This is a genomic window from Chlamydiifrater volucris, assembly GCF_902806995.1.
In the GTDB taxonomy this organism is placed as follows: Bacteria; Chlamydiota; Chlamydiia; order Chlamydiales; family Chlamydiaceae; genus Chlamydiifrater; species Chlamydiifrater volucris.
The window spans coordinates 777,114-797,929 of sequence record NZ_LR777654.1 but is presented as its reverse complement, the minus strand read 5'-3'; the positions used below and the strand labels follow the sequence as shown (position 1 = coordinate 797,929).

The window sequence follows — 20,816 nt, the reverse complement described above, 5'->3', positions numbered from 1 at the left end:
GTTCCTTTTTACTGTGTTTTTTTTGACTATGTTTTGCCTGATGAGCTTTCTTTAAAGAATTCTTTTTTCTCTAGATAATCTAAAAGATCTTTGATGTGTATGAATTTTTTTTAGGAAGAAAGAAAACGATATTTTCTACATCTGCAAATGAAAAGAAGGAGTTTCTGTAATCAACTAATCCTAAGTCTGTTCTCTATTCGTAGAAAAACTTGGTAAGAAAGAGACAAGAATTCTAGAAATTCTTCCTTTCTTTTCGAAAGGAGTCTTTTAACTTTTGAAGAAAAAGAAACTCCTTTTAAGAGAGACTAGTGTTTAACATTTGTTGTTACTGACGTCTCTGTCTCATAGATTTGGTTGTGCATAGAGAGGAAGCTTGTTGCTGAAGCAGCGGCTATAACAATGCCTATGGAGAAGAAGACTACGGGTGGCGGTAGGAAGGCCGCAGCCACTACGGTTGCAATGATGAGTGCTAAAGCTAGTACACAGAATGCCCAAGCCAGTCCAGCAGGTAAGGCTGACCGTAAAGATTTTTCTTTGAGTCCGGCTATTATCGCTTTCATAGGTAGGGAGATACAACCAGAACAAAGCTCCACGGGTATTGTGATGACTTTTAAGAGGCCCAGGATGGAAGCTGCCAAAGCCATGATGGTGATTGCTGCACATCGATGCTCAGCGGCAGCATCTCTCAATTTCCTCGCGGCTACTCTCTCTGGAAAGGTGAGCGAAAAGAACATGTCGCCGGCCTTTCGAAAAACGGGGGCTGAATTTGACATAAGCGGTTGGCTAAGAGATGTTTTCGCGAGAATTGTATTGAGGAGAGGCATTTTATCTCAACCTAGAAAAAACTGAAAAAGTTTTTTCTTTCTTAAGGGAAGGAAAGCTGATAGGTGGGATTTTAACGAACAAATCTCTGAATACCATGCTCTTCGGTTTCGTTTTGGGATAGAAAAACCAAGAAATTTTCGAAAGACTCGCGGCTTTTGTTTTTTTTTTAGTTGGTACTTAAAAGCTAAGGACTGCAGATCCACCCATAAAGGCCGAGTGTCCGAAAGGATAGATGCGCTTATTTCCTCCATCCTGCTCAGACAAAGAAATATCGCTTCCGACAGAGATCCCATAGAAGGCTTTGACGGAACATCCTGGAGCAGGAGATAGCTTGACAGCAGCTTCAACAGCTCTGCCTTGGTACTCAAAAATTCCCTTCGAGGATGGATAGATACTTTCATACAATCTTTTACGGAACCTGTTTAGACGAAAAGCTGTAGAGAACGTGCACACTTTCGTGCACTCATATTCTGCAGAAAAATTGATGGGATAGATGCAGTTGACAGTCACCTTATCTGAAGGCTTGTAAGAAGCTCCGATAAGAGGGCGAGCTTTTGTCTCCTTGAGTCCAGCTTCTCCTATTATGCCAAAGACAGAATCCATATTATCGGTAATCTGGTACTTGCCGGAGATAACTCCTTGTATCCATGAATATTCTGTATTGGTCATCTTCTCTGGATCAATCATCCCCGATACCAGAAAGGACCACTGCCATTTATCCATAGATAGGGTATAAGCTCCTGCTGAAAGCATGAGATATCCAAAGGTGGATCTTTCTTGGAATGTACGGAATCCTAACCAATGCTGATCCTTATCTTTGTTAATGGGCTTAGGTTCAATGGAGGTTTGCCAGTCTATATGAGCTCCTGTGTATCCACAAGAAAACAGGAACCCTGATTTCATGGTGATAGGAAGTGTCAAAGACAAAGTGGTATCGAACTGTCTATAACCGATAGACTGCCTATATAATTTGTCGAAATCAGCAGGATTTACTACCAGATATTTAGCATGGATGGAGACGGGCTTGAAGGGAGGCGGTGTTTGAGGTTCTTGTTCGGGACCGCAGACCAGCTCTCTAACCATTAGTATAGGAGCGGAAAGTAAATGGCCTAGAGCAATGACGACATGCGAAACACACTTGAGTAGCATACAATACCAAAAACTGCTGTTAAAGAGAGCGTAGATTAACCTTACCGTTGAACAATGTTGTTCACGATAGCATTAGAGCAAATAAAGAACAACCATAGCGATGCTTGCTATACCACTGAAAGTGGTATGAGGGAAGATTGCAGGGACAGTTAATCACTGCTAATTAAAGAAATTAACCACCAAAGAGTTGCTGCACCGAGTACAGATAGGGCTATTTTAGCAGCTCCAGGCAACCATTTGACATCTCTTCCGGGAGTGCTTCTTGATCCAAACCCTAATTCGAAGACTAACTCCGCTTCCTTAGAAGTGAATTCATCAAGAAGTTTGAGAACATAAGGGTGGTCTCGCAGCATTTGCTCTCCATCTAACCCCAAAAAGGCGGCATATTTCTTTATAAACCCTCTGGCATAGACAGGAGATATAAGCTTCCCTAGGTACCCTGACTCGATAGCTTCTAAGCAATGGACACGTATGGAGATTGCGGATTCTACTTCTCTTAGAGATAGTCCCTTTTCTTCCCGGGCACGACGGAAAGCATCTCCCAATCGAACTAAGTCTTTGTGAACGGATGAATTCACAACGCCCTCCTTCCAGTATTACGGCTCAAGATTGTAACTGACGGCACATTCTCCACAAAACCTCTAGAGACTTGTGTTGTCTAGAAAGTATCTTGCAGAACCTTACGGTACTACAACCTTAAGACTATGTCAAAGGAAGGGATAGAAGAACAGATGTTTTTTTGATCTAGAACTTCAAAGACCAATTTCTGAGAAGGAAATAGAAGAGAATATTTCATAGAGTTTTTTTGATTGTTGCCTTCCTTTGTGATCGTGTCACTCCGATACACAAAAACGCGCGACGACCATCTAAGAGACGATCGCCGCCCTTTGCTCTATACGAAAGGAAAGAATCAGCTTTAGGAGTGAGAAGATACACACTCTAATAAAGTAAAGTTTACAGAGATGTTTCTACTGTTGCACTCTCCTTGGGACCGGAAGTTCCGCCTTTCCTTGAAGTTTTCTTTCCTTTTCCTTCTTCACCGCTTACTCCGGAGGTAGAGGGGCTGGAATCACCGCTTGCACTTGAGCCGGGTCTTGTAGGGCCTGGCTGAGCGACCACGGGAAGGGTGGCCCCTAAAGCTCTGCACACAGTGGACACTTTCTGAACTCTTCTTACGGCTTCAACAAGACTCCTTTGGTGTTCTACGCTTCCAAAATTCGCCCCAAATCCTTTTGCGGATAAAGGTCCCTGACTACTCCTTCCTGAAGCAGATAAAGGAGCATCAGGCTCATCTCTTCCTCCTACGGCTCCTTCTTCATCTCCAGATTCCTCCTCACCTTCCTCAATGCTAGGATGTTGCTCCCTAGATGACCGTAAACTTTCCCTGAGACTGTTTTCATCCACTCTCAAGGACGATCTGAATTGTAAGAGTTGGGCTACCAACTCCTGCGACATTTCACCTCTTTCTCCCGGTACATACCCGAGGACTAGCAAAACAATTCCGATTACGGTGTTTAGTAGATCCAAATCAATACATACCCTAACACCAGGCACTGAAGAGCCAAACCACCTCGTTAGTAAGCACCATATAGCTCGAGCTGCAAGGCACGCGTCTTTGATTCCCATTCCTCCTATACGATTGATTGTCAAGTCGTATACATATATGCGACAGAGGAGATCTGTTAAATCTTTTTCGGACAGAGCGGGAGGGGATCCCGAAGATCCACCGCCGAAATCCACATATAGTGACTTCTTTGTATCTTCTTCTGTCGGAGGTAGTTCTAGCAATTGAAGGAGCCCTCCCAAGACATTTTGCTTCAAATCTTCCTTCTCACCTTGATGCACTTTTACTAGAGATTCCCTGATATTTTTCCCATTTCTCTGTAATCCAAGACGAGCCAACTTGTTTTGGTCTCTAGCAGCCTCAGCTTCTAAGTTTCGCTTATCCGTATCCGTAAGTTGCACCTCTCCCTTCACCACGGATGTCATATCTAACCCTAAGGAGTTAAAGGCTAACCCCAAGGCTATGGGACCATATAACTCTTCTAGACGACGGAAGAATGCAAAATCATCGGACTCCTCTTCCTGCCTACGCCCAGGGATGCAGCAAGCGGCAAAGCAGTTACACAGGAACCTCCCAAAAGAGCCACACCCGCACTGGCCATCGGGGCACCCGCATGACGGACATCCGCACTTTGATTCACACCAAGGTGCCATCTGATCATGACACGCTCTAGCTCCTTCCACTACCCTAGGGCTAGAGGCAATGGAGTCCATAAGTTCGAACACCTGGCGAGCCAAATCCACAAAGCTCGCCTCTAAGAGACCGAATTGAAACGAATATTCGTGACGAACCGTAGAAACGGAGGGTGCCCCCCCAGACGCCCCTTCTTGGGTTTCCGAAGAAGGACCTGCTCCCTCATCAGAACCAGAAGCTCCACCAGGTTGGGTAACGACAACCTGGGGTTCCAGAGGAGGAGGTATACCTCCTGGAGTAGGGATAGGAGAAACCATATTAGCGCACCCCTTCCTTCAAGAATATATGTTTCATAGTACGCTCCTTGCTGTAATAGTAGACAAAAAAATTTTAGAAATCTCGTAGGATCTCTGAGTATGACTTGGGTGCTGTAGATTCAGCTTTTGACTGTAAACCTGACAGAATATTGGTGAAAAAAGTGTCGGAGAGTTGGTCTAGTAGCAGCGTCTTCTGTAGATCGGCGATAACATTGTCGTAACCCCTGAACTTTCGCTCCGAAGCTCTGAAGGACACGCCTATGAAGTAAATTTTTGCTGCCTCACAAACTTCCTCCATGGACAAGATATTATCCGCGTTTCCATCGATATAGATTACTCGAGACGGTTTAGTATTAAGAGAATTCAGAAATAGAGAAAAGGCTCTTCCCACCGTAGTATTCTCTGCTAGACTTCCCGTGAACAAGACATTTTCTTCTAACAGGATGGAGTGCATGCACTCCTCCCTGTGATCGGGGTTTCTGATAAAGATATTCGGAAATCTAACTCCCGACCTTCCCAGAGACACCTCGTTCTTGTCCAAAGCATCCAATACTGACGTTGCCGAGGTAAGGTCAGCAACAGAAATTCCTAACATATCTACCTTTTTTAGAGATAACGCGATCAGGGTATTGGTTACTGAAGGATGCACAATGGAATGATCGCATAAATTATTGACTGCGATCCATTCGGCAATGGCTCGTCTGTCAACTTCCTCCTGGGGGAGCTCACAAGCAACTCCTCCAGATCGATTGCTAGAGACTCTTTGTATGCTAGCAATCATTGATGCTGGCGAGCACAGAACATTCTCTACAGACCAGCACAAGAGAGTGCCTTCTCCAACATACTTCTCTATTAAAGAGATATCGTTTAATTTGCTGGTGACAGCCTCGACGTGACTGAACGGCGTGTGAGCAACGATCAAACCAAAAAGTACAGACAACAACACTCTCATAATAAACCCTCTTGAGATAAAACCCTTCTGACCACCCTTAAACTTGATACGACACCTTTGTGTTGCAATGACGCATGGATTCTATTCTTCAAGCATCGCCAGAGCTTTAGCAGCCAAGTCATCCGGCAACACCTTTAGAGCAGTTTCCGACTGCATAGCTACAGCTGTAGAATAAGGAGGAGAGAAAGAAAAGACAGTCTCTGCAGCAGGGTAATACACCAGCCCTGTGTAAGAGAGAGAAAGGGCTTTGGCAACTTTCTCCATATCCTGAACCACAGCAGGATCTCCATGAACGAACACCACCCTACGTATCGAGGGAGACTTTCTGAGCCATAGCTCCGTAAAAGCTTCCGTTTCCGTAAATCCTCCGCAGAACAATACCCCATCGGTGAATACTCCTGAGGCAGACAGCTCCTGCCTAGGAACGAGAAAAAAGTCTTCAGGAAATAAAGGCCTCGTATCGAAATCGATCCCTTGCTGGTATAGCGTCGACATCACCACGGGAACACTTTCCAGCCCTTTTGAGGACATTCCCATAAGAAAAATATCCGAGTTATCCACCAACTCCTGAATATGGATAGGGATTTCCTTCTCTAGCAAATCTTTGGGAAGAAACGTTGATATAGCGGCAGACTCCCTCAGCATACGCCTCTTTGCTGCCTGGCAGGACATCCTATGCTCTTGAAGGTATTCCATCCGTTGCTTCTGCCATCCGACGCCTCCGAGGTGGCGATGTTGAGACAGTGTATCGTCGACATCAATACAGACCAAACACCCCGGTGTTAGGAAGTTCTTTACTTCTGCGAAAGAGTAGATGATTTTTCTTGAGGGCATGTGGCGAGCTTTTTTTGCATGTGAAGGTGCAGACATGAGCAACGCAGATGCGAGTATTAGAGAAAACACAGCGTTCATATTCGTTCCATCCTGAAAGTAACAAGCCAGCAAAAACAGGGGGGGAGTGTAAAATAATTTTTTTAAAAAGACAACGCAAAAACATGAAAATACCAACTAAAAAACTTCCGAAAGAAATCTATACAGCGGATAAACAAAAAGAATTTCAAAGATGTAACGTCACGCAAATCGCACTAAGCAAAGAGGTTGTTTATTGCGGAAAGTAAAGAAGAAAAAGAGCGAGTATGAGATACTCAGAAGGATGCGCGTGTGTCTCAAAAACCCGATGCAGCAAAGATCATTATTTTTGGTAGTGGCGTAGTACGACGTTATGAGTAAAAATTTTTCCCTCGTTTTTGATCTTTCTAAACAAACTGCCTTGCAGCAGCGACTGGAGGAAAAAGGATTTGTTTTCTCCTTTCCTGAGCATACCATTTTTCAAGCGAGAGGCGAAGCAGTTTGCTGTACATTGTACGTATCAGGGAAGCTCGTTATACAGGGAAAAGGGGCGCAGGATTTTGTAGAATTTTTCCTTGAACCAGAAATTTTACACACTTTTGGTTTGACCTCTTCTGGTAATAATGCTCAAGATTTGACACCACGGATAGGTTCCGATGAGTCTGGTAAAGGGGATTTTTTTGGTCCCCTCTGCATAGCTACTGTCCATGCTCCTAGTGAAGAGGTGTTATCGAAGCTTTATCAGACAACAGTTAGAGACTCTAAAGCCCTTAAGGATGCAGAAATTAAAAAGCTAGCCAAAGAAGTTAAAGCTTTGTGTCATTACGATGTGATGGTTTTGTATCCCGAAACGTACAATCGGTTGTATGGGCAGTTTCGGAATTTGAATGTTCTTTTAGCGTGGGCTCATGCCTCTTTGATTGCGAAGCTAGCTCCCAATCCATTGAACAATGTTTTTGCCATTGTTGACCAATTTGCATCATCAAAAAGTTTGCTCGAGGGAATGTTGCAAAAGCGATCGCCGATACCACTTATCCAAAGAACCAAAGCAGAGTCAGATATTGTTGTGGCTGCTGCTTCCGTTCTCGCTCGGGATGCTTTTGTCTCCGCTATTGAGAAGTTAGAAAATACTTATCAAGTAAAGTTACCTAAAGGTGCAGGTGCTTTGGCAAAAAGCGCTGGTACGAAGATTTTCCATGATAAAGGAATAGAGACTCTGGGTAAGCTTGCAAAATCTCATTTCAAGACCTTCACAGAGATAGTGTCTGAAGGAACCTCTTCAGACACTTCTTGTTTCTTTAATGCTCCTTGAATTGCTCAAGATGCTTAGATTGGTCGTTTTTAGAACCGAGTAGACATGATAGGCGACCCAGACCCCTCAGATTCCTTACCACCAGGATGATGGCCGCGACTTCCCGATGTTCCCTCCAGAGGATCCTCCTCCTTGCTGCCTGGAGTCGTTGTGCCGTGCTCACTACCACCTTTTCGTGCTTTGGGCTGCTGCGTGACGGGTGGTCGAGGTTCTCCTTTGGAAGTTCCTTCCAATAAGGATCCGCTTGTTTCCATTGCTTTCAGAGCAACAGTCAAGAGACGCACTTGGTGGCCTACACTGCCAAAGTCCTTAACGATGGGAGACGACGGAGCTAGAGGTTTGTCTTTACTAGTAACAGGCCCTTTTTCTAGCTTCCCTTTTCCTTTACCTTTCTCCTTTTTCTCTTTGGGGAAGGCTGCGGCTCCCTCCTCTTCACTTTCTTCACCTGATGACACTTCCTCTAACTCGCGGGTGAGTAAATAATTAGTAAGGAGGGGTATATTTATGTAGAACTTATCTCTAAGGGATTGCAGCCGGGCCGTCAGGTCCGGATTTGGACCTTCGCTCCCGGGGAAATACCCAAATAAGAGAAGGATCAACGAAAGAACGGCATCGAATAAATCTTTCGTCACGGAAATTCCTACTCCAGTCGATGAGGAAGAGCACCATTTGCAAAGCATACACATAACGATTCTAGCTATAAGAGCGGCATCTTTAGAGCCCACACTTCCTTTAGAGTTCAAATCTAAATCGACAACACACATACCCATCAGTGTTTCAGCAATGTTCTGGGCAGATAGAGGACATACAACACCACCCTCAGCGTTAACGTCTAGATAAATTACTGGAAAATCTTGAGTAAGAACTCCTTTTTTGTGGACATGCCCTAAGACTTCTTGGATTTTATCTTCCAAATGCTTGTTGCCACCTTCTGTCCAGCGCAAAAGAGCTTCTTGAACCTTCTTATCGTGCTTTTCCTGTCCGACTTCTGATAAGTGCTCTTGCTGTCTTCTGGACTCGGCTTTTACTCTTTTTTTTTGCTCTTCATTGAAAGAAACTTCCCCTTTGAGGAAGGCAGCGAGGTCCATTCCTAATTTTTGGAAAGCGAGGGATACAGCTAGCGGACCATACTTAGTACATAGGATCTCAAAAAAATCTCTTCCTTCTGATGATGGATCCGCGCGGCGAGGCAGGCAATGGAGTCTGAAGCAGTCGCAAATAAGTCCTCCAAGAGGCCCACATCCACATTCACCGTTTGGACATCCGCATCTTGGACAACCACAGGGAGCTGCGCACCCAGGGGAAAACCTATCGTAGCAAGCTACTGCTCCAGCAGTTAGCCTAGGGTCATCTTTCAGAGACAATAGCAATTCAACGACGCTGGAAGCTGTCTCTAGCATTTCGGGTTCTAATCCCACGAGCTCCATTAATCCCGACGTGACTTCATGAGGCCCTCCGCCAGAAAGAAGTCGTGAGGAAGATTCGGGAGCACCCTCGCCTTCACCTTCCTGGGACCGTAAAGACAGCAATTGTTGCAAGAGGCCCGACAAGGGACCCGAGACAGGGGAAGTCATGGCAATTCATTCCTCCGTGTTAGAGTGCTAGTTATCGTAGAACGTCCCCATTAATAGAGGAGAGACGAGGTGTTTTTTTAGAGCTATGAGCGGGAGATCCTCCTTGTTCAAGATTATGTAGTCAGAAACGAAACAAAGAGAGAGGAAGTCTACTATCTATATTGAAATTAATCCATACGTAAAAATTTTCAGAGTAGATAGAATTTTTGTATATTTCTTACTAATAAGGGGTTGATGGCGTTATTTTGTAATCAATAAATACTGCAAAGATGTGTTTTGAATTTAAAATTCGACCTCAAATAAAGGTTAAAGGGTCATAAATGAAGGATTGACTCTAGTTGTTGGCGTGTTGAAATCTTCGAAACAGATGCATAATCAATCGTGGTATCGAGAGTAACTGTTAACTACTGTTGCTGGATACACATAAACCTTTCCTAACCTATTCTTATTCACACTTCTTCCGCAGGAGCTACCAATGGTAGCACCTTAAAACTAGACAATTGCAGCAAGATAAAGTTGGCGCCGAGATGAGTTAGCTTAGGAGCCAGGCATTGAAGAAGAATTTCTTCTCTGGGTCGAGCAGAAGTATCTTTCTATTAGAGATCAGGAGCTTCTTCGTTTTACCAAAGTCTTGAGGATAGATTGTAATCGTTTAGTGAATTCAAGGGATTTATATCGGGCACAAGAAGATCTTATGTCCGATTTATTCGTTTTGTATTTTTCTATCTTTTGGTTGAGTTTTACTTTTTTACTGTAATCGTTATTTTTGATTTTGGCATATCTCCTTATCCTTAATTGCATGTTACTAGAGGATTATTTCTAGCTTTTCTTTTGCTTATCCATGCTCGTGTCTGGTTTTTTAGAGTCGAGTAGAAGTGATACCCGACGAGCCGCTTGGACTTCCAGAGTCTCTGTCATCTGGGTAACTTTTTGTATGTTCTGAAATTCCTTCCAGAGGGGCTTCGGCTTTACCTTGGGTTTGTAGGTGCCTACTTCCACTTCTTTGTGCTTTGGGTTGTTGTGTGATAGGTGGTTGAGGTTTTTTTATGGAAGTGCCTTCGAAGAAAGATCCGCTTACCTGACAAATCTTTTGGGCAAGTTCCATAAGGCGTCTTTGATGGTTTACGCTACCGTAGTCTTCAGTAAGCAGGGGAGCAGGAAAAGAGGCATCTACTTCATCAAGAGCAGGTTTTTTTTCTAACTTTCTTTTCCCTTTATCTTTCTTTTTGGTTGTAGAAACCTTATCTTTGTTTGCCTCTTCCTCCGATGAAACTTCTTCTGTCTTGGTTCTGAAGAAGTATCTAGTAAGAAGGGGTCTGTCTATGGGGAATTCTCTTTTAAGATCTTGAAGATGAAAAAATGCTTCTTCAGTTATATCTTCTTTTTTCCCAGGAAGATATCCAAATAGAAGAAGAACCAACGATAAAACAGCCCTGAATAGATCATCTGTTACAGAAACTCTTACTCCGGTCACTGAAGAGGAACACCATTTGGAGAGAACGTGTAAGATGACTCTGGCCATAAGAGCGGCATCTTTGGAGCCTATCCCTCCTGAACAACCCAGATCGAGGTCGAAAACTTTCATGGCCATCAGAGTTTCCATGATATTCTCTTTAGATAAGGGAAGGGAAAGGACATTATCTCCTTTCTTTCCAACATCCAGCAATATTTCAGGAAACCCTGTGGAGGTTTCCTCTCTATCTTGAAGATCTGTGTCTTGGAGATCTTTTAAACTTTTGTGGATATTATTTTTTAATTGTGGATTTTGTCCGTCTACCCAAAGTAAGAGAGATTCCAGAACTTTCTTGTCGTGTTTTTTTTGGCTGACTTCGGCCAAGCGATTCTGTATGTCTTCTGCTTTGTTCTCAATATCTTTTTTTGTATCTTCGTCTAGTCTAGTTTCTCCTGTAAGAAAAGCTGCTAGATCTATCCCTAAATTTTCGAAAGCAATTGCTACGGCCACAGGACCAAATTTATCTGCTAGCTTTTGGAAAAACTCCAACCCTTCTGACAAAGGGTCGGCATCTAGGGGTAAACAGCAAGATTTGAAACAGTCGCAGAGAAGTGCTCCTAGAGTTCCGCATCCGCATTCACCATTTGGGCACCCACATTTTGGACATCCGCAGGAGGAGGAACACCAAGGCAACAACCTATTGTAACATGCTGTTGCTCCAGCAATTACTCTAGGATTGTCTTGTAAAGAGAGAAGTAATTTTACGATATCGACAGCAGTTTCTAAGACATTGATTTCTGCAAGCCCCCCTAGCCCTAGGTTAAAATTGTAAGAAATATTGCGTTTAGAAGTTTCCTCTCTGGAGGAGGGGCCTGGATGAGGATCTGTAGATGGGCTTGGATTTTTTGATCCCTGAGGTTGAGAGGATATTACTTGCTGTAAGATCTCATTGAGAGGAGATGAAATCGGAGAGGTCATAACTAATTATTCCTCTCCATTAAAGGGTTGATCATCATAAACATATGTCTCTATTAAAGTTAAAGAAGAGCAAAAAAAATTTTTCTAAGGATTGCAGGCAAAAGATTTGTTTTGCCTGGAACGGTGTATGAGAAAGGTCACAAGGAAGGAAAAAACTAAAAAGAGGAAGTTGTATGGGAGGTGGACATTCCAATCTTGAAGGGGACCATCTATGAGTCGCGAAGTTTGCATCACAACATATACATAGATACGGGAGGAAATTGTGTTCGAGACAGAAATTTGTTGCCAGAGGTTGTCGGTATTGGAAACTACATGCTGGTAGACTATTTCTTCTTAACAGCCTTCTAATTGTTTCTGGTAGAACCTGTTCGGAGCTATCAAAGCACAGGACTCCCGCGTGAAAAGACGCTGAAAGTGCTTTCACAAGTATAAGAAGGACTAGGACCACATGCCTCCAAACGAGCAGAAACAAGGCAGAGGCATAGGAGTTGCAACATCCATAGTAAAATTCATTTATTAGGAATCAGCGAGACAGGTTAAAAAATTTTTTTAAAAAAAACAATGTAAAAATTTTCGTATGTTGTCTACCAGAAAGGAGTTAGTGGCGTTGTTTTGTTATTAATAAATTACAAAAACGAATCTCGAACATGGAGATTTAAGCGCCGTGGACGAATGAATGCAGGTAATTTGAAATTGTCAACACAGGAAAATCTTTAGAACAGATGTATTGGTAGTACTAAGGGTATCATCCCTTTGTTGCTCACGGGTTATAGAAAATCTTTTTTTTGTTTTTCCCTATACTTTTTTCGATGACTTGGCTATGGCTTCATGGTTTTTCTTTGATGGTGTTTGTCATACCTTAGGTTGCTGAGTTTTCCTCAGTAGGAGTCTACGTTTATGGAATAGTGTTTTTGGCCTTGCTATCCTTTTTGTAAAACTTTATCTTCGACGTGGTTGCCCTGAGTAGCTTTTGCTTTAGGTTAATTACTTAGAAAAGCACGTATTCGCTATAAGGAGACTAGCACTTAAGATGGGAGCTAACGATGGATAGTACCTTTGGGGAAAAAATCACACAATTGCGGGAAGATAGAGGCTGGCGCCGAGATGAATTGGCTCAGAAGCTAGGTATCGAAGAAGAAGTTCTCATTGGGATTGAGAAGGGGTTTCTTTCTGTCAGTGACCAGGAGCTTCTTCGTTTTGCCGGTGTCTTGGAGGTGGATTGCGATCAGCTGATGGATTCGGAGGATTTATGTTTTGAACAAGAAGATCCCGTGTCCGAGGGAGAGATGCGTGTCAGTATTCCGATGAACAATATTGAGAAGTTTCGAGAGGTTCTCCTTTATATCCTTGACAAGGTTGGCGAGAAAGCTAATGTGGGTGAGACGGTTATCTATAAGCTTTTGTATTTTATAGATTTTGATTTCTATGAAAAATACGAAGAACAGTTGATAGGAGCCACGTATATCAAAAATAATTTTGGTCCGACGCCCTCTTCCGACTATGAAACAGTCATCAATTCCATGATAGAAAATGGAGAGATCATTCGATCCCTAGAGAGTTATTACAAGAAGGAGCAGAAGAGATATATAGCTCGAAGAAAACCCAATCTTAAGTGCTTGTCTGAGAGGGAGATTGCATTAATTGACGATGTGTTAGCACGTCTTTCTGACAAAAATGCCACACAGATGAGTGAGTATTCACACGGAGATATTCCTTGGATAGTGGCCGAAGAGATGGGGATTATTGACTACGAAAGCGTTTTTTATCGAACGCCTGAATACAGCGTGCGCAATGAGGAAGAATAGTTTTAAAAGAATTACTCGGGGGGTTAGTTTTTCCAATCAGTTTAAGAGGCTTAAGAAAAAGTTTCGCTCTCTTGAAGAAGATTTAGAAACATTCATTACGGCTCAGTTATTTGCTTATCATAAAGAACACAAGGATAATGGGGGTATTTGTCGTATTCCCTTCAGAAAAAGTATGCCCAGAAAGGGCGTGGGTTGTTTCAAAGCAAGACGTTTTTCCTGTAAATCCCTAAAGGGTAAGGGATCGAAAACAGATATTCGAATTACCTATGCGTATATCTCGCTTAGGGATGAGATATATTTTGTCGAAATTTATCTTAAAGCAGACAAAGCTAATGAAGATAGGTCGCTTTTTGATGCTGTTTGGAAGTATATGGAGGAGACGTCGTTAGATCTTGTGCAGTCAGGCTCTGATAGCAGGCCTTCCTAGAACGTAGGTTGGTTAATAGACTCCATGGTTTGAAACCTCTACACACCCTAGTAGGGAAAGTAAGATTTGTCAACCGCTCCCGTTTTTGTGTGCAACATTTATTGCTAGTTTTAACACTGAAAACCTCTTTAAGGCGACCAGGGAGGATGTCCTGCCCGACTTTGCCAGCTCTTTGCAGTGGGGAACCAAAAGAGAGACAATGCAGGCACCGGAACATCGGAAGAGGAGGGATTCGAACCCCCGGTTCCTTGAGAGAACGTCTGATTTCGAATCAGATGCATTCGACCACTCTGCCACTCTTCCATAAAAGCCAATGGGAAAGGAGACAGTTTAGAGAAATTCTAAGAAGGAAATCAAGTTCCTTTGTGAAGAATACGAAAATTCATAAGTAAATTGCTCTTACAATCAATTAAACTTCAGAAATGGACAGAACTTCCTACCTTGATGGATTGGAAGTAATTTCTGGAAGCAAATCGACCTTTATAATCCGCATAAACAGCGAGGTTTTTGAAGAAATCTATGTCTATCACAGAGGATACTTCGCAAGAACATCTCGAAAAACTGCTTCCTTTAACAAAGACCGGAACGTTATTTTGAGGAATAATAAAGGTTCCTGAAGGATAGTGTCTGTAAGGATCTCCGACAAAAGCTACGGAAGCTGCTAGGGAGAAGGGAGCTTTTAGCCGTTGAGGCGAAGCTTTTAGGGATATCCCTGTCAGTACGGAGAGATTGTACAGAGAAGCCCCGGAGTATTTTCTCAAACGAGTTTCTGGAAGAGTTGTCAAAACATGAATGACATCAGAAATATTGACAATAGCTGATCGTGATAACAGTGTGTTGCTGATGTTTTCTTGTTCCATGCAAGAGGGGATTTTTGAGAGAGCAAACTCACTTTTCAGGAAAGGCGTTGCAGAGAAGAAATGCGGAGTAATGGGAGTGCCAAGGAAGGGACCAGAAACAGTAATTGCTGATATAAATGAGTGACTTTCAAATTCAAGCTTTCTAGGATTAAGATCTGACTGAGTGGAGTACAGATTATTCTGAGAAAATGCGTAGTAGATGGATGCTTCTGCGAAAACTTCGCCTATTCTTTTGGATGGTGAGGTTTTCTGTATGGAAAAGCCTGCGACATAAGAGTCGGTATCCATACTTTCTCCAAAGTGACTATTAGAGGTGTCTCCTGAAATCCTAGCTAGTCGTACCTCTAAAGAAGACGAGGATAAGTTGCCAAAGGATAAGTTAACTTCAAAGCCTTTCCCTTCGTACCGAGATCGAGCGTCCTTTTTACCAAGATTTAATGAGGAAAAAAGTCCTTCCCCCGAAGAAGATAAGAAAATCTTATCTGATGGGCAAACTATCTTAGATAGTGTGGCGTTACTAACAGTCCTTGCTGCGGAAGCTCCTATCCATGAAGCATCAAAGAAAGTAGGACTACGGAAGTTTGCTGATGCATTATATCCCGTAGGTGTCCATGTCGCGTTTAATATCTTGTCGTTATCACCAGTTTTTCCTTCCACACCATTTCCTTTCCATTCGAAGGTAAGAGTTCCGGAATACCCTGTATCGGGGTTGATAGTTATAGATCCAGGGGGGGTAATATCTTCCAAAGACTGCATCTCTGTTTCGCCTTGAGATCCAGAAGAAATTTTTAGTATAGGAAAGGTTATAGAAGTTCCAAAGCTAAATTGGTTATAGGCGGCAAAACATTGGGGAGAAGTACAGGAAATTTTTAGTGAGTCGGCATTCAGGGATGCGACTTGCTGTCCGGAAGGCTTTAGGATGATAGAGATAGCTTTTTCGTAAGACTCTGTAGTAGAGTTAGGAATATGATCAAAGCTGTCCAAGTCTATTTCGATGTTTTTCAAGCTTTCTGCAATAGTCTTTCCTGTAGCTTCTGTTGCTTCCGCTCCAGTAGTCTCTAGCTTAGATCCGGATCCGAACCGTATAGTGCTTTTACCCTCTTGCGTGAAGGACTGGCATTTGAAGGTGGTGTCTCTGTCGATAATTAGAGTCCCTGCGCCGAGAGTTACAGGTTGTTTGACCTCTGCAATCTGATTAGAACCATCCATATTGGAACCATACGAAGGACGGCCTAGTGAAAACAGAATTGTTCCGGTATAGCTTTCTTGCTCTGCAAAAACTTGAGCACCGTCTCCAGTTTCTCCTGAGACCTTATTCATCTGGAGGGGGATAGGTTGAGTGGAGTCTGATGAGGGAGGAGCAGGCTCTGAGGGTTCATCAGGTGAGTCTTCAGGAAGTTCTTCCTCAGGTGTTTCTCGGCTAACAGGTATACTTTTTTGAGAGGACTTGGAAGTATCACATTTGATAGAGTCAAAGAATGCAATAGTCCTTGAAGCAGAGGCGCAAAGAGTATCAATAGCTGCGGAGGAGTTATTTTGTCCAGATTCTAGAAAAATAGCACATGTACCGCTTCCACTTTTTTTTTCACTTTTTGGAGGAGTGTTTTCAATCCCCTGAAAGGTATTTCCAAAGAAAATAATGTCGCCAGCATCGGCAAACAAGGAAATTTTAGTGCCAGCATCGGCAAAAATAGCTCCACCTTTGCCTGTGCAGGTGTTATAGGAAAAAATCACACCCCTATTTCCCTTGAAGAGCAATTGTGGAGATTCTGTTGGTTGTGTTTGGTTGCTTCCTTTTGCTAGGTGAATAGCACTTCCTCCAGTGTCAGCTAAGTTGCTACTGAATACTACTTGCCTATTTTCAGTTATAGAACAACCATTTTGAGTGCTAATAGCTCCTCCAGATGTAGCTACATTTCCGTAAAAAAAGATATTTCCATTCTTTGATAGGGAGACAGCGTTAGGATTTGTCTCAGCTAGAAAAGCTGCAGGTGGAGGAGCTGGTGAGGGAGCTGGTGCCGGAGGTTGAGTAGCGGTTTGAGAGTTAGATAATATCGCTAGTGCTCCACCAGATTTTTTGGCTGAATTATTGTAAAAATACAAAGATCTATTTTCGCTAAGGTCCATGGTAATGGCAGCGAAAGCTCCTCCCGTCGTAGATGAGCTATTATTTTTTACCATTACGTTGGAGTTTTTAGATACGACCAGTTTTCCTGGAGTATTGTTGGGGTTATCTGTTTCTGGATTGGGCAAGCTAGCGGAAGCTTTCGGAGGAATAGCTTGAATAATGGAAGGGATATCAAAACTAAGAGCTTCTCCATTTGCTTGACGTATTCGATTGCTGGAATTTCCGACGAAAGTAACAGAACCATTTTCAGAAATAGTAACACTGGATCCCACTAAGAACGAAAAAGAGGTCGGAGCAGATGTTTCTTCATTCAAAGCTTTTGGTGCTGATTCGTCTATTTTAGAAATGAGTGATGAAGAATCTATTTCTAGAGAGGAGAATCCGGAAAGGAGCAAAGTGCTTGAGGAAATTAGACTAACCCCTTTCTCCTTGTTATCTTCCAACTTAAAACCAGAAATTTTGAATTGATGATTTTCTCCCTTTAATGTGAGAGAAGTAGGAGTTGAGATTATTCCTGGAAAGGGGGATGAGGTCCCTGATTCTCCATCTACCAATAAAGAGACCGACTTTTCTGTAATTATTTCTGGCGATTGCTCTGAGTTTTCAGGTGCTGTAAAAAATTTGTTCTCAGCGCTTATGTTATCGCTAAATTTCAAGGTGAGTGTAGGTTGAGGTTTTTTTGTCTTGTCAATGAGATCATCAAAAGAAGAAATAGCTTGTTCGGTTGTTTCTGTTCCGAGAGGCGTTTCTTGAGCTTCAGAGGAAATGCGTAATAAGCCGGCCAAAAGGATGATAGAAAATTTTTTATTCTTAAACTTCATATATTCTCTTAAAATATCTTTTGAATGCCTGCATTCGCTGTATGATGCATAGAAGATTGTCGACCATGCAGAGAGTAATTAGCGCTCATTTGCCAGGACTGGATTTTGTACTTTATAGAGGAATCTATTTCAAAACCTATCCAGGATAAATCTTCTCCCTCTTGTTCCCAGACAGCATTGTTAAACAATAATCGACCTTTTACTGCGGGATTTTTTCTGTAAACATCTGGGGAAAAAGAGAAATTGGCATCGCAAGATAGGGAATGTCCCGGGGAGGAGTATATTTTATGTAATTGCACCCCAATAGGAGTAGAGATGTTCAGGAAGTGATGTAAAGAAGAAAAATTTCTTGGGAAGCTACCCTGCTCTTTGAATCCTGATATCTTTGCTCCCATTGCTGAAACCGCTACAAAAGGAAATATTTTAGGAAACAATTTTATCCCAGGAAGAGGTAGATAGCCTATTGACGGAGAGTATAGAAAACATTCTCCCGCTAATGAATGAATCCGATACTCTGCATTTCCAGACTCTTTGGAAGGAAGTGTATATTCAAATACGCTTTCTAGACGTTCTTTACTATTTCCGTAAGCTATAGAGGATTTTATTATGGAAATATACCGATTTTGCCATGGGATTATTTCCAAAAGAGCTGCTCCACATAGGAGATCATTTTTGCTCTTTTGGGAGAAGTTTTCATCTACAGTGTTTCCACGTATTTTTGCCACAGCGATTCCACAAGAAACGTCTTGGGGTGATTGAGAGGAGATTCTAGCCACACCTCCAGCACTTTTGTATTTGAAGTTTGTTGGGTGGGGTTTAAAAAGGTTTGTTACTCCGAAGAAAGACGCTCCATGAAGCCATCTTGTCCTGTTGTGAGGATACCCATTAGAGGAGTAATTGTTTTTATGTAACACCTTTAGGAGGGAATGTATTCCTGCATAGTTTCCCCAAATAGAGTTAGCAATGATAGCTCCAGACCTTTCTGGAGAAACTATGTACTCTCCACTCGGTATCCAAGAACCTTTAAGAGTGCTTTTATCCCAAGCAAGATGCCAGACGCCTTGATAGCCGTAATGAGAAGGTTGGGTGTTTAAATCGACCTGAGATACGTTGATATTTCCGTTGGCTGTGGTTTGTTCTTGTTGTTTTTCTCCTTCTCCCAATTGAAGCAGTGAGATCTCCGGTATAGGAGATGCCATTCGAATATTATTTTCGTATAGTAGCAAGTCAGCATCGGTCAAATAGATGGGGCCTGAGATTGTGATCTCTCCGGATAGCGATGTTTGTGTTCTTTGCTGAATTTCATTAGCTGTTGGGGACCTTGCGATTAGTTGAGGTATGCTCACACTATCAGTGGATTTTCCTTTGCCGAGTACAGGGTTATCTAGGATGGAGCTTACATCAATACCTAGTTTAGAAATGTTTAGCACAGAATTTTTTTTAGTTGAAGAAGGAGTAGTTTCTGTTTTGTCTAAGGTTGTCACTGTTCCTGCAGCGCCTATTATTAACCATCCTCCTGTTTGCGAAAAAGTTAATGGAGCAAGGATAGCATTGTTGCACACGTATACAATACCATCGTTTTGGATAGTTGGACTATCAATCGTGGAGGTTCTGTCGGTCTCTGACAAATCATCCCCTTCGGAAGAAAACACTATTTTTCCTAAGTTTGGAGAGATCTTATTGTTTGGATTAAGCGTTACTGTGCTATTTTCTTTGACCTCTAGGGGGTCTCCAAGAAAGATTTCATAGCGGTTTTTGGCTTGTAAGGTTAGGACAGAGTTTCTTGAGACTCTAATAGAATTTCTGGTCCTGTTGCTTCCATAATTATTTTGAAATCTAACATTTCCACTATCTCCGGAAATAAAACAATTTCCGCTAGATACTACATATATGGCTCCACCACTTGTCAGTCCAATATTGTTTGTGAAAGAGACGGACTTGTTGTTGCTGATATTCAAGTTCTTTCCATAAATAGCACCACCATTGGTTGCTGTTGTATTATTGTCAAAAGTAACAGAATTATTTCCTGATATAGTAGCATTTGTGGCTGAAGAAAAAGCCCCACCTCCATACTGAGATAGTACTGTTTCTTTGGAGTTTTGAGAGAGAGCTTTCTTTTCTTGAAGGGTCCCTGTGGATCTATTGCTAGAGAAACTTATAGCGTCGTTATTTCTGATATCAATAGTTTTGTAGTGAAAAGCTCCTCCGTAGCCTGCACTATTTCCCTTGGCACAGAAATTTTTGTTGCCAGCTATGTTCAACGTTCCGCCTTGACCTACGGAACCTGTTTTTGTTGAAGAGTTGTTAGTTAAAACTACATTCTTGTTTCCAGAGATTGTCAGAGCATCGGAGGTATTAAGATGGGCTATAGTTCCAGTCAAGGAACGAATATTCTGAAAGCAAAAAGCATCATTATTGGCAAAAGTTATATTAGGACTTGATAGCAGTTTGTCTTTCAAGTTAATTTCTGAAAATTCAATTTTTGAGAAATTTTTGAAAGTGATCCCTTTCGAAGATGAAATTCCTACTGGGATTTCTTGGCTAACGAAACTGTGGTGGTTTCCTTGAAGAACTAAATCTTTGTTGGATTTTAGGAAAGATAGTGAAGGATAAATAGTTTCAAAGGAAGCATTTGAAAAAAAATCTCTTTTGAGAGTCTTGGTGATGGTTGAAGAGGTTTCTCTAACAGAGAAGGGATCATCTACGTAGTAGATATTATCAAAAGTTATGGGTGAAGAAAAAGCGTGAGAACACATTGCCATGCTTAAGGAAGAAGCTGCAATAATCGTGGAACAAACACTATTTCTCATTCGATCAATCTAGCCTTTTTGATCCTTTTGCACGGTTCTGTCTAAATGAACTACACTGAAAATCTCATGGTCCCCCATGAGTATTAAGTCTTTTGAATAAGATTTTGCGACGTAATAATCAAATAAATTTTTTCTTTATTTGTTTAACTTGTTTGCTCTTAATAAGTTTCTTGAAAAAGAATTCTTTGCTTTAAGAAGAGAGTTCATGGTAGTTGTTTCATAAATGTAGGGGAAGGAGGGGGATTTTGGGGTATTTTAATTAAAGAGGTTTAATGAGTTTATTCTTAGTGATATGTTGGTTTTATCGCTTTTTTTGAATATTTCTTGTCTGTTTTTTTTTTGTAGTTCTTTTTTCTTTG

14 protein-coding genes and 1 tRNA gene are annotated in these 20,816 nt (G+C 42.1%); 4 read left to right on the top strand and 11 right to left on the bottom strand.

Features of this window, described 5'->3' with window-relative positions:
- Nucleotides 1-305 precede the first annotated feature (305 nt).
- The 6 genes from KJA62_RS03295 to KJA62_RS03270 all read right to left on the bottom strand — a co-directional run bounded on the left by KJA62_RS03295 (nt 306) and on the right by KJA62_RS03270 (nt 6,352).
- On the bottom strand, nt 306-773 hold the full coding sequence (locus KJA62_RS03295; RefSeq protein WP_213318601.1) for a DUF5422 family protein: 468 nt from the start codon (nt 771-773) through the stop codon (nt 306-308).
- A 229-nt stretch (nt 774-1,002) separates the two neighbouring features.
- Nucleotides 1,003-1,974, bottom strand: coding sequence for a hypothetical protein (locus KJA62_RS03290; RefSeq protein WP_213318600.1), 972 nt, complete (start codon nt 1,972-1,974; stop codon nt 1,003-1,005).
- Nucleotides 1,975-2,123: 149 nt separating this feature from the next.
- Nucleotides 2,124-2,552 carry a helix-turn-helix domain-containing protein gene (locus KJA62_RS03285; protein ID WP_213318599.1) on the bottom strand — a complete coding sequence of 143 codons (429 nt, stop codon included), beginning with the start codon at nt 2,550-2,552 and terminating at the stop codon, nt 2,124-2,126.
- A 376-nt stretch (nt 2,553-2,928) separates the two neighbouring features.
- Entirely contained in the window at nt 2,929-4,488 is a 1,560-nt protein-coding gene (locus tag KJA62_RS03280; RefSeq protein ID WP_213318598.1) for a hypothetical protein, read from the bottom strand.
- A 73-nt stretch (nt 4,489-4,561) separates the two neighbouring features.
- A complete protein-coding gene (locus tag KJA62_RS03275; RefSeq protein ID WP_213318597.1) occupies nt 4,562-5,440 on the bottom strand; it encodes a DUF2608 domain-containing protein in 879 nt (292 codons plus the stop codon).
- A gap of 81 nt (nt 5,441-5,521) precedes the next feature.
- Nucleotides 5,522-6,352 (bottom strand): DUF2608 domain-containing protein, encoded by an 831-nt coding sequence (locus KJA62_RS03270; RefSeq protein WP_213318596.1) that lies wholly within the window; start codon nt 6,350-6,352, stop codon nt 5,522-5,524.
- 310 nt (nt 6,353-6,662) lie between these two features.
- Between KJA62_RS03270 and rnhC the strand changes: the two genes are divergently transcribed.
- Complete coding sequence (gene rnhC, locus KJA62_RS03265) at nt 6,663-7,601, top strand: ribonuclease HIII (protein ID WP_213318595.1); 939 nt, start codon at nt 6,663-6,665, stop codon at nt 7,599-7,601.
- Between the two features lie 29 nt (nt 7,602-7,630).
- On the opposite strand, the gene KJA62_RS03260 is transcribed toward rnhC, so the two are convergent.
- Nucleotides 7,631-9,175, bottom strand: coding sequence for a hypothetical protein (locus tag KJA62_RS03260; protein ID WP_213318594.1), 1,545 nt, complete (start codon nt 9,173-9,175; stop codon nt 7,631-7,633).
- Between the two features lie 859 nt (nt 9,176-10,034).
- Nucleotides 10,035-11,606: a hypothetical protein gene (locus KJA62_RS03255; protein WP_213318593.1), complete on the bottom strand. Its 1,572-nt coding sequence runs from the start codon at nt 11,604-11,606 to the stop codon at nt 10,035-10,037.
- Between the two features lie 180 nt (nt 11,607-11,786).
- On the opposite strand from KJA62_RS03255, the gene KJA62_RS03250 reads away from it, so the two are divergent.
- From KJA62_RS03250 to KJA62_RS03240, 3 genes are all read left to right on the top strand, one after another.
- Nucleotides 11,787-11,954 (top strand): hypothetical protein, encoded by a 168-nt coding sequence (locus KJA62_RS03250; protein ID WP_213318592.1) that lies wholly within the window; start codon nt 11,787-11,789, stop codon nt 11,952-11,954.
- Nucleotides 11,955-12,649: 695 nt separating this feature from the next.
- Entirely contained in the window at nt 12,650-13,411 is a 762-nt protein-coding gene (locus KJA62_RS03245; RefSeq protein WP_213318591.1) for a type II toxin-antitoxin system antitoxin SocA domain-containing protein, read from the top strand.
- A complete protein-coding gene (locus KJA62_RS03240) occupies nt 13,398-13,838 on the top strand; it encodes a hypothetical protein (RefSeq protein ID WP_213318590.1) in 441 nt (146 codons plus the stop codon). The genes KJA62_RS03245 and KJA62_RS03240 overlap by 14 nt, the downstream gene beginning before the upstream one ends.
- Nucleotides 13,839-14,055: 217 nt before the next feature.
- On the opposite strand, the gene KJA62_RS03235 is transcribed toward KJA62_RS03240, so the two are convergent.
- The 3 genes from KJA62_RS03235 to KJA62_RS03225 form a co-directional block, all read right to left on the bottom strand.
- Nucleotides 14,056-14,141: transfer RNA gene (locus KJA62_RS03235), tRNA-Ser, on the bottom strand.
- Nucleotides 14,142-14,254: 113 nt separating this feature from the next.
- Nucleotides 14,255-17,647 carry a polymorphic outer membrane protein middle domain-containing protein gene (locus tag KJA62_RS03230; RefSeq protein ID WP_213318589.1) on the bottom strand — a complete coding sequence of 1,131 codons (3,393 nt, stop codon included), beginning with the start codon at nt 17,645-17,647 and terminating at the stop codon, nt 14,255-14,257.
- Nucleotides 17,648-17,655: 8 nt separating this feature from the next.
- Complete coding sequence (locus KJA62_RS03225) at nt 17,656-20,457, bottom strand: polymorphic outer membrane protein middle domain-containing protein (RefSeq protein WP_213318588.1); 2,802 nt, start codon at nt 20,455-20,457, stop codon at nt 17,656-17,658.
- Nucleotides 20,458-20,816: the final 359 nt, after the last annotated feature.

What these genes read in the sequence shown, in the direction of transcription:
- KJA62_RS03295 (WP_213318601.1), bottom strand. Translation starts at nt 773, where the DNA reads ATGTCAAATTCAGCCCCCGTTTTTCGAAAGGCCGGCGACATGTTCTTT.
- KJA62_RS03290 (WP_213318600.1), bottom strand. Translation starts at nt 1,974, where the DNA reads ATGCTACTCAAGTGTGTTTCGCATGTCGTCATTGCTCTAGGCCATTTA.
- KJA62_RS03280 (WP_213318598.1), bottom strand. Translation starts at nt 4,488, where the DNA reads ATGGTTTCTCCTATCCCTACTCCAGGAGGTATACCTCCTCCTCTGGAA.
- KJA62_RS03275 (WP_213318597.1), bottom strand. Translation starts at nt 5,440, where the DNA reads ATGAGAGTGTTGTTGTCTGTACTTTTTGGTTTGATCGTTGCTCACACG.
- KJA62_RS03270 (WP_213318596.1), bottom strand. Translation starts at nt 6,352, where the DNA reads ATGAACGCTGTGTTTTCTCTAATACTCGCATCTGCGTTGCTCATGTCT.
- rnhC (WP_213318595.1), top strand. Translation starts at nt 6,663, where the DNA reads ATGAGTAAAAATTTTTCCCTCGTTTTTGATCTTTCTAAACAAACTGCC.
- KJA62_RS03260 (WP_213318594.1), bottom strand. Translation starts at nt 9,175, where the DNA reads ATGACTTCCCCTGTCTCGGGTCCCTTGTCGGGCCTCTTGCAACAATTG.
- KJA62_RS03255 (WP_213318593.1), bottom strand. Translation starts at nt 11,606, where the DNA reads ATGACCTCTCCGATTTCATCTCCTCTCAATGAGATCTTACAGCAAGTA.
- KJA62_RS03245 (WP_213318591.1), top strand. Translation starts at nt 12,650, where the DNA reads ATGGATAGTACCTTTGGGGAAAAAATCACACAATTGCGGGAAGATAGA.
- KJA62_RS03240 (WP_213318590.1), top strand. Translation starts at nt 13,398, where the DNA reads ATGAGGAAGAATAGTTTTAAAAGAATTACTCGGGGGGTTAGTTTTTCC.
- KJA62_RS03230 (WP_213318589.1), bottom strand. Translation starts at nt 17,647, where the DNA reads ATGAAGTTTAAGAATAAAAAATTTTCTATCATCCTTTTGGCCGGCTTA.
- KJA62_RS03225 (WP_213318588.1), bottom strand. Translation starts at nt 20,457, where the DNA reads ATGAGAAATAGTGTTTGTTCCACGATTATTGCAGCTTCTTCCTTAAGC.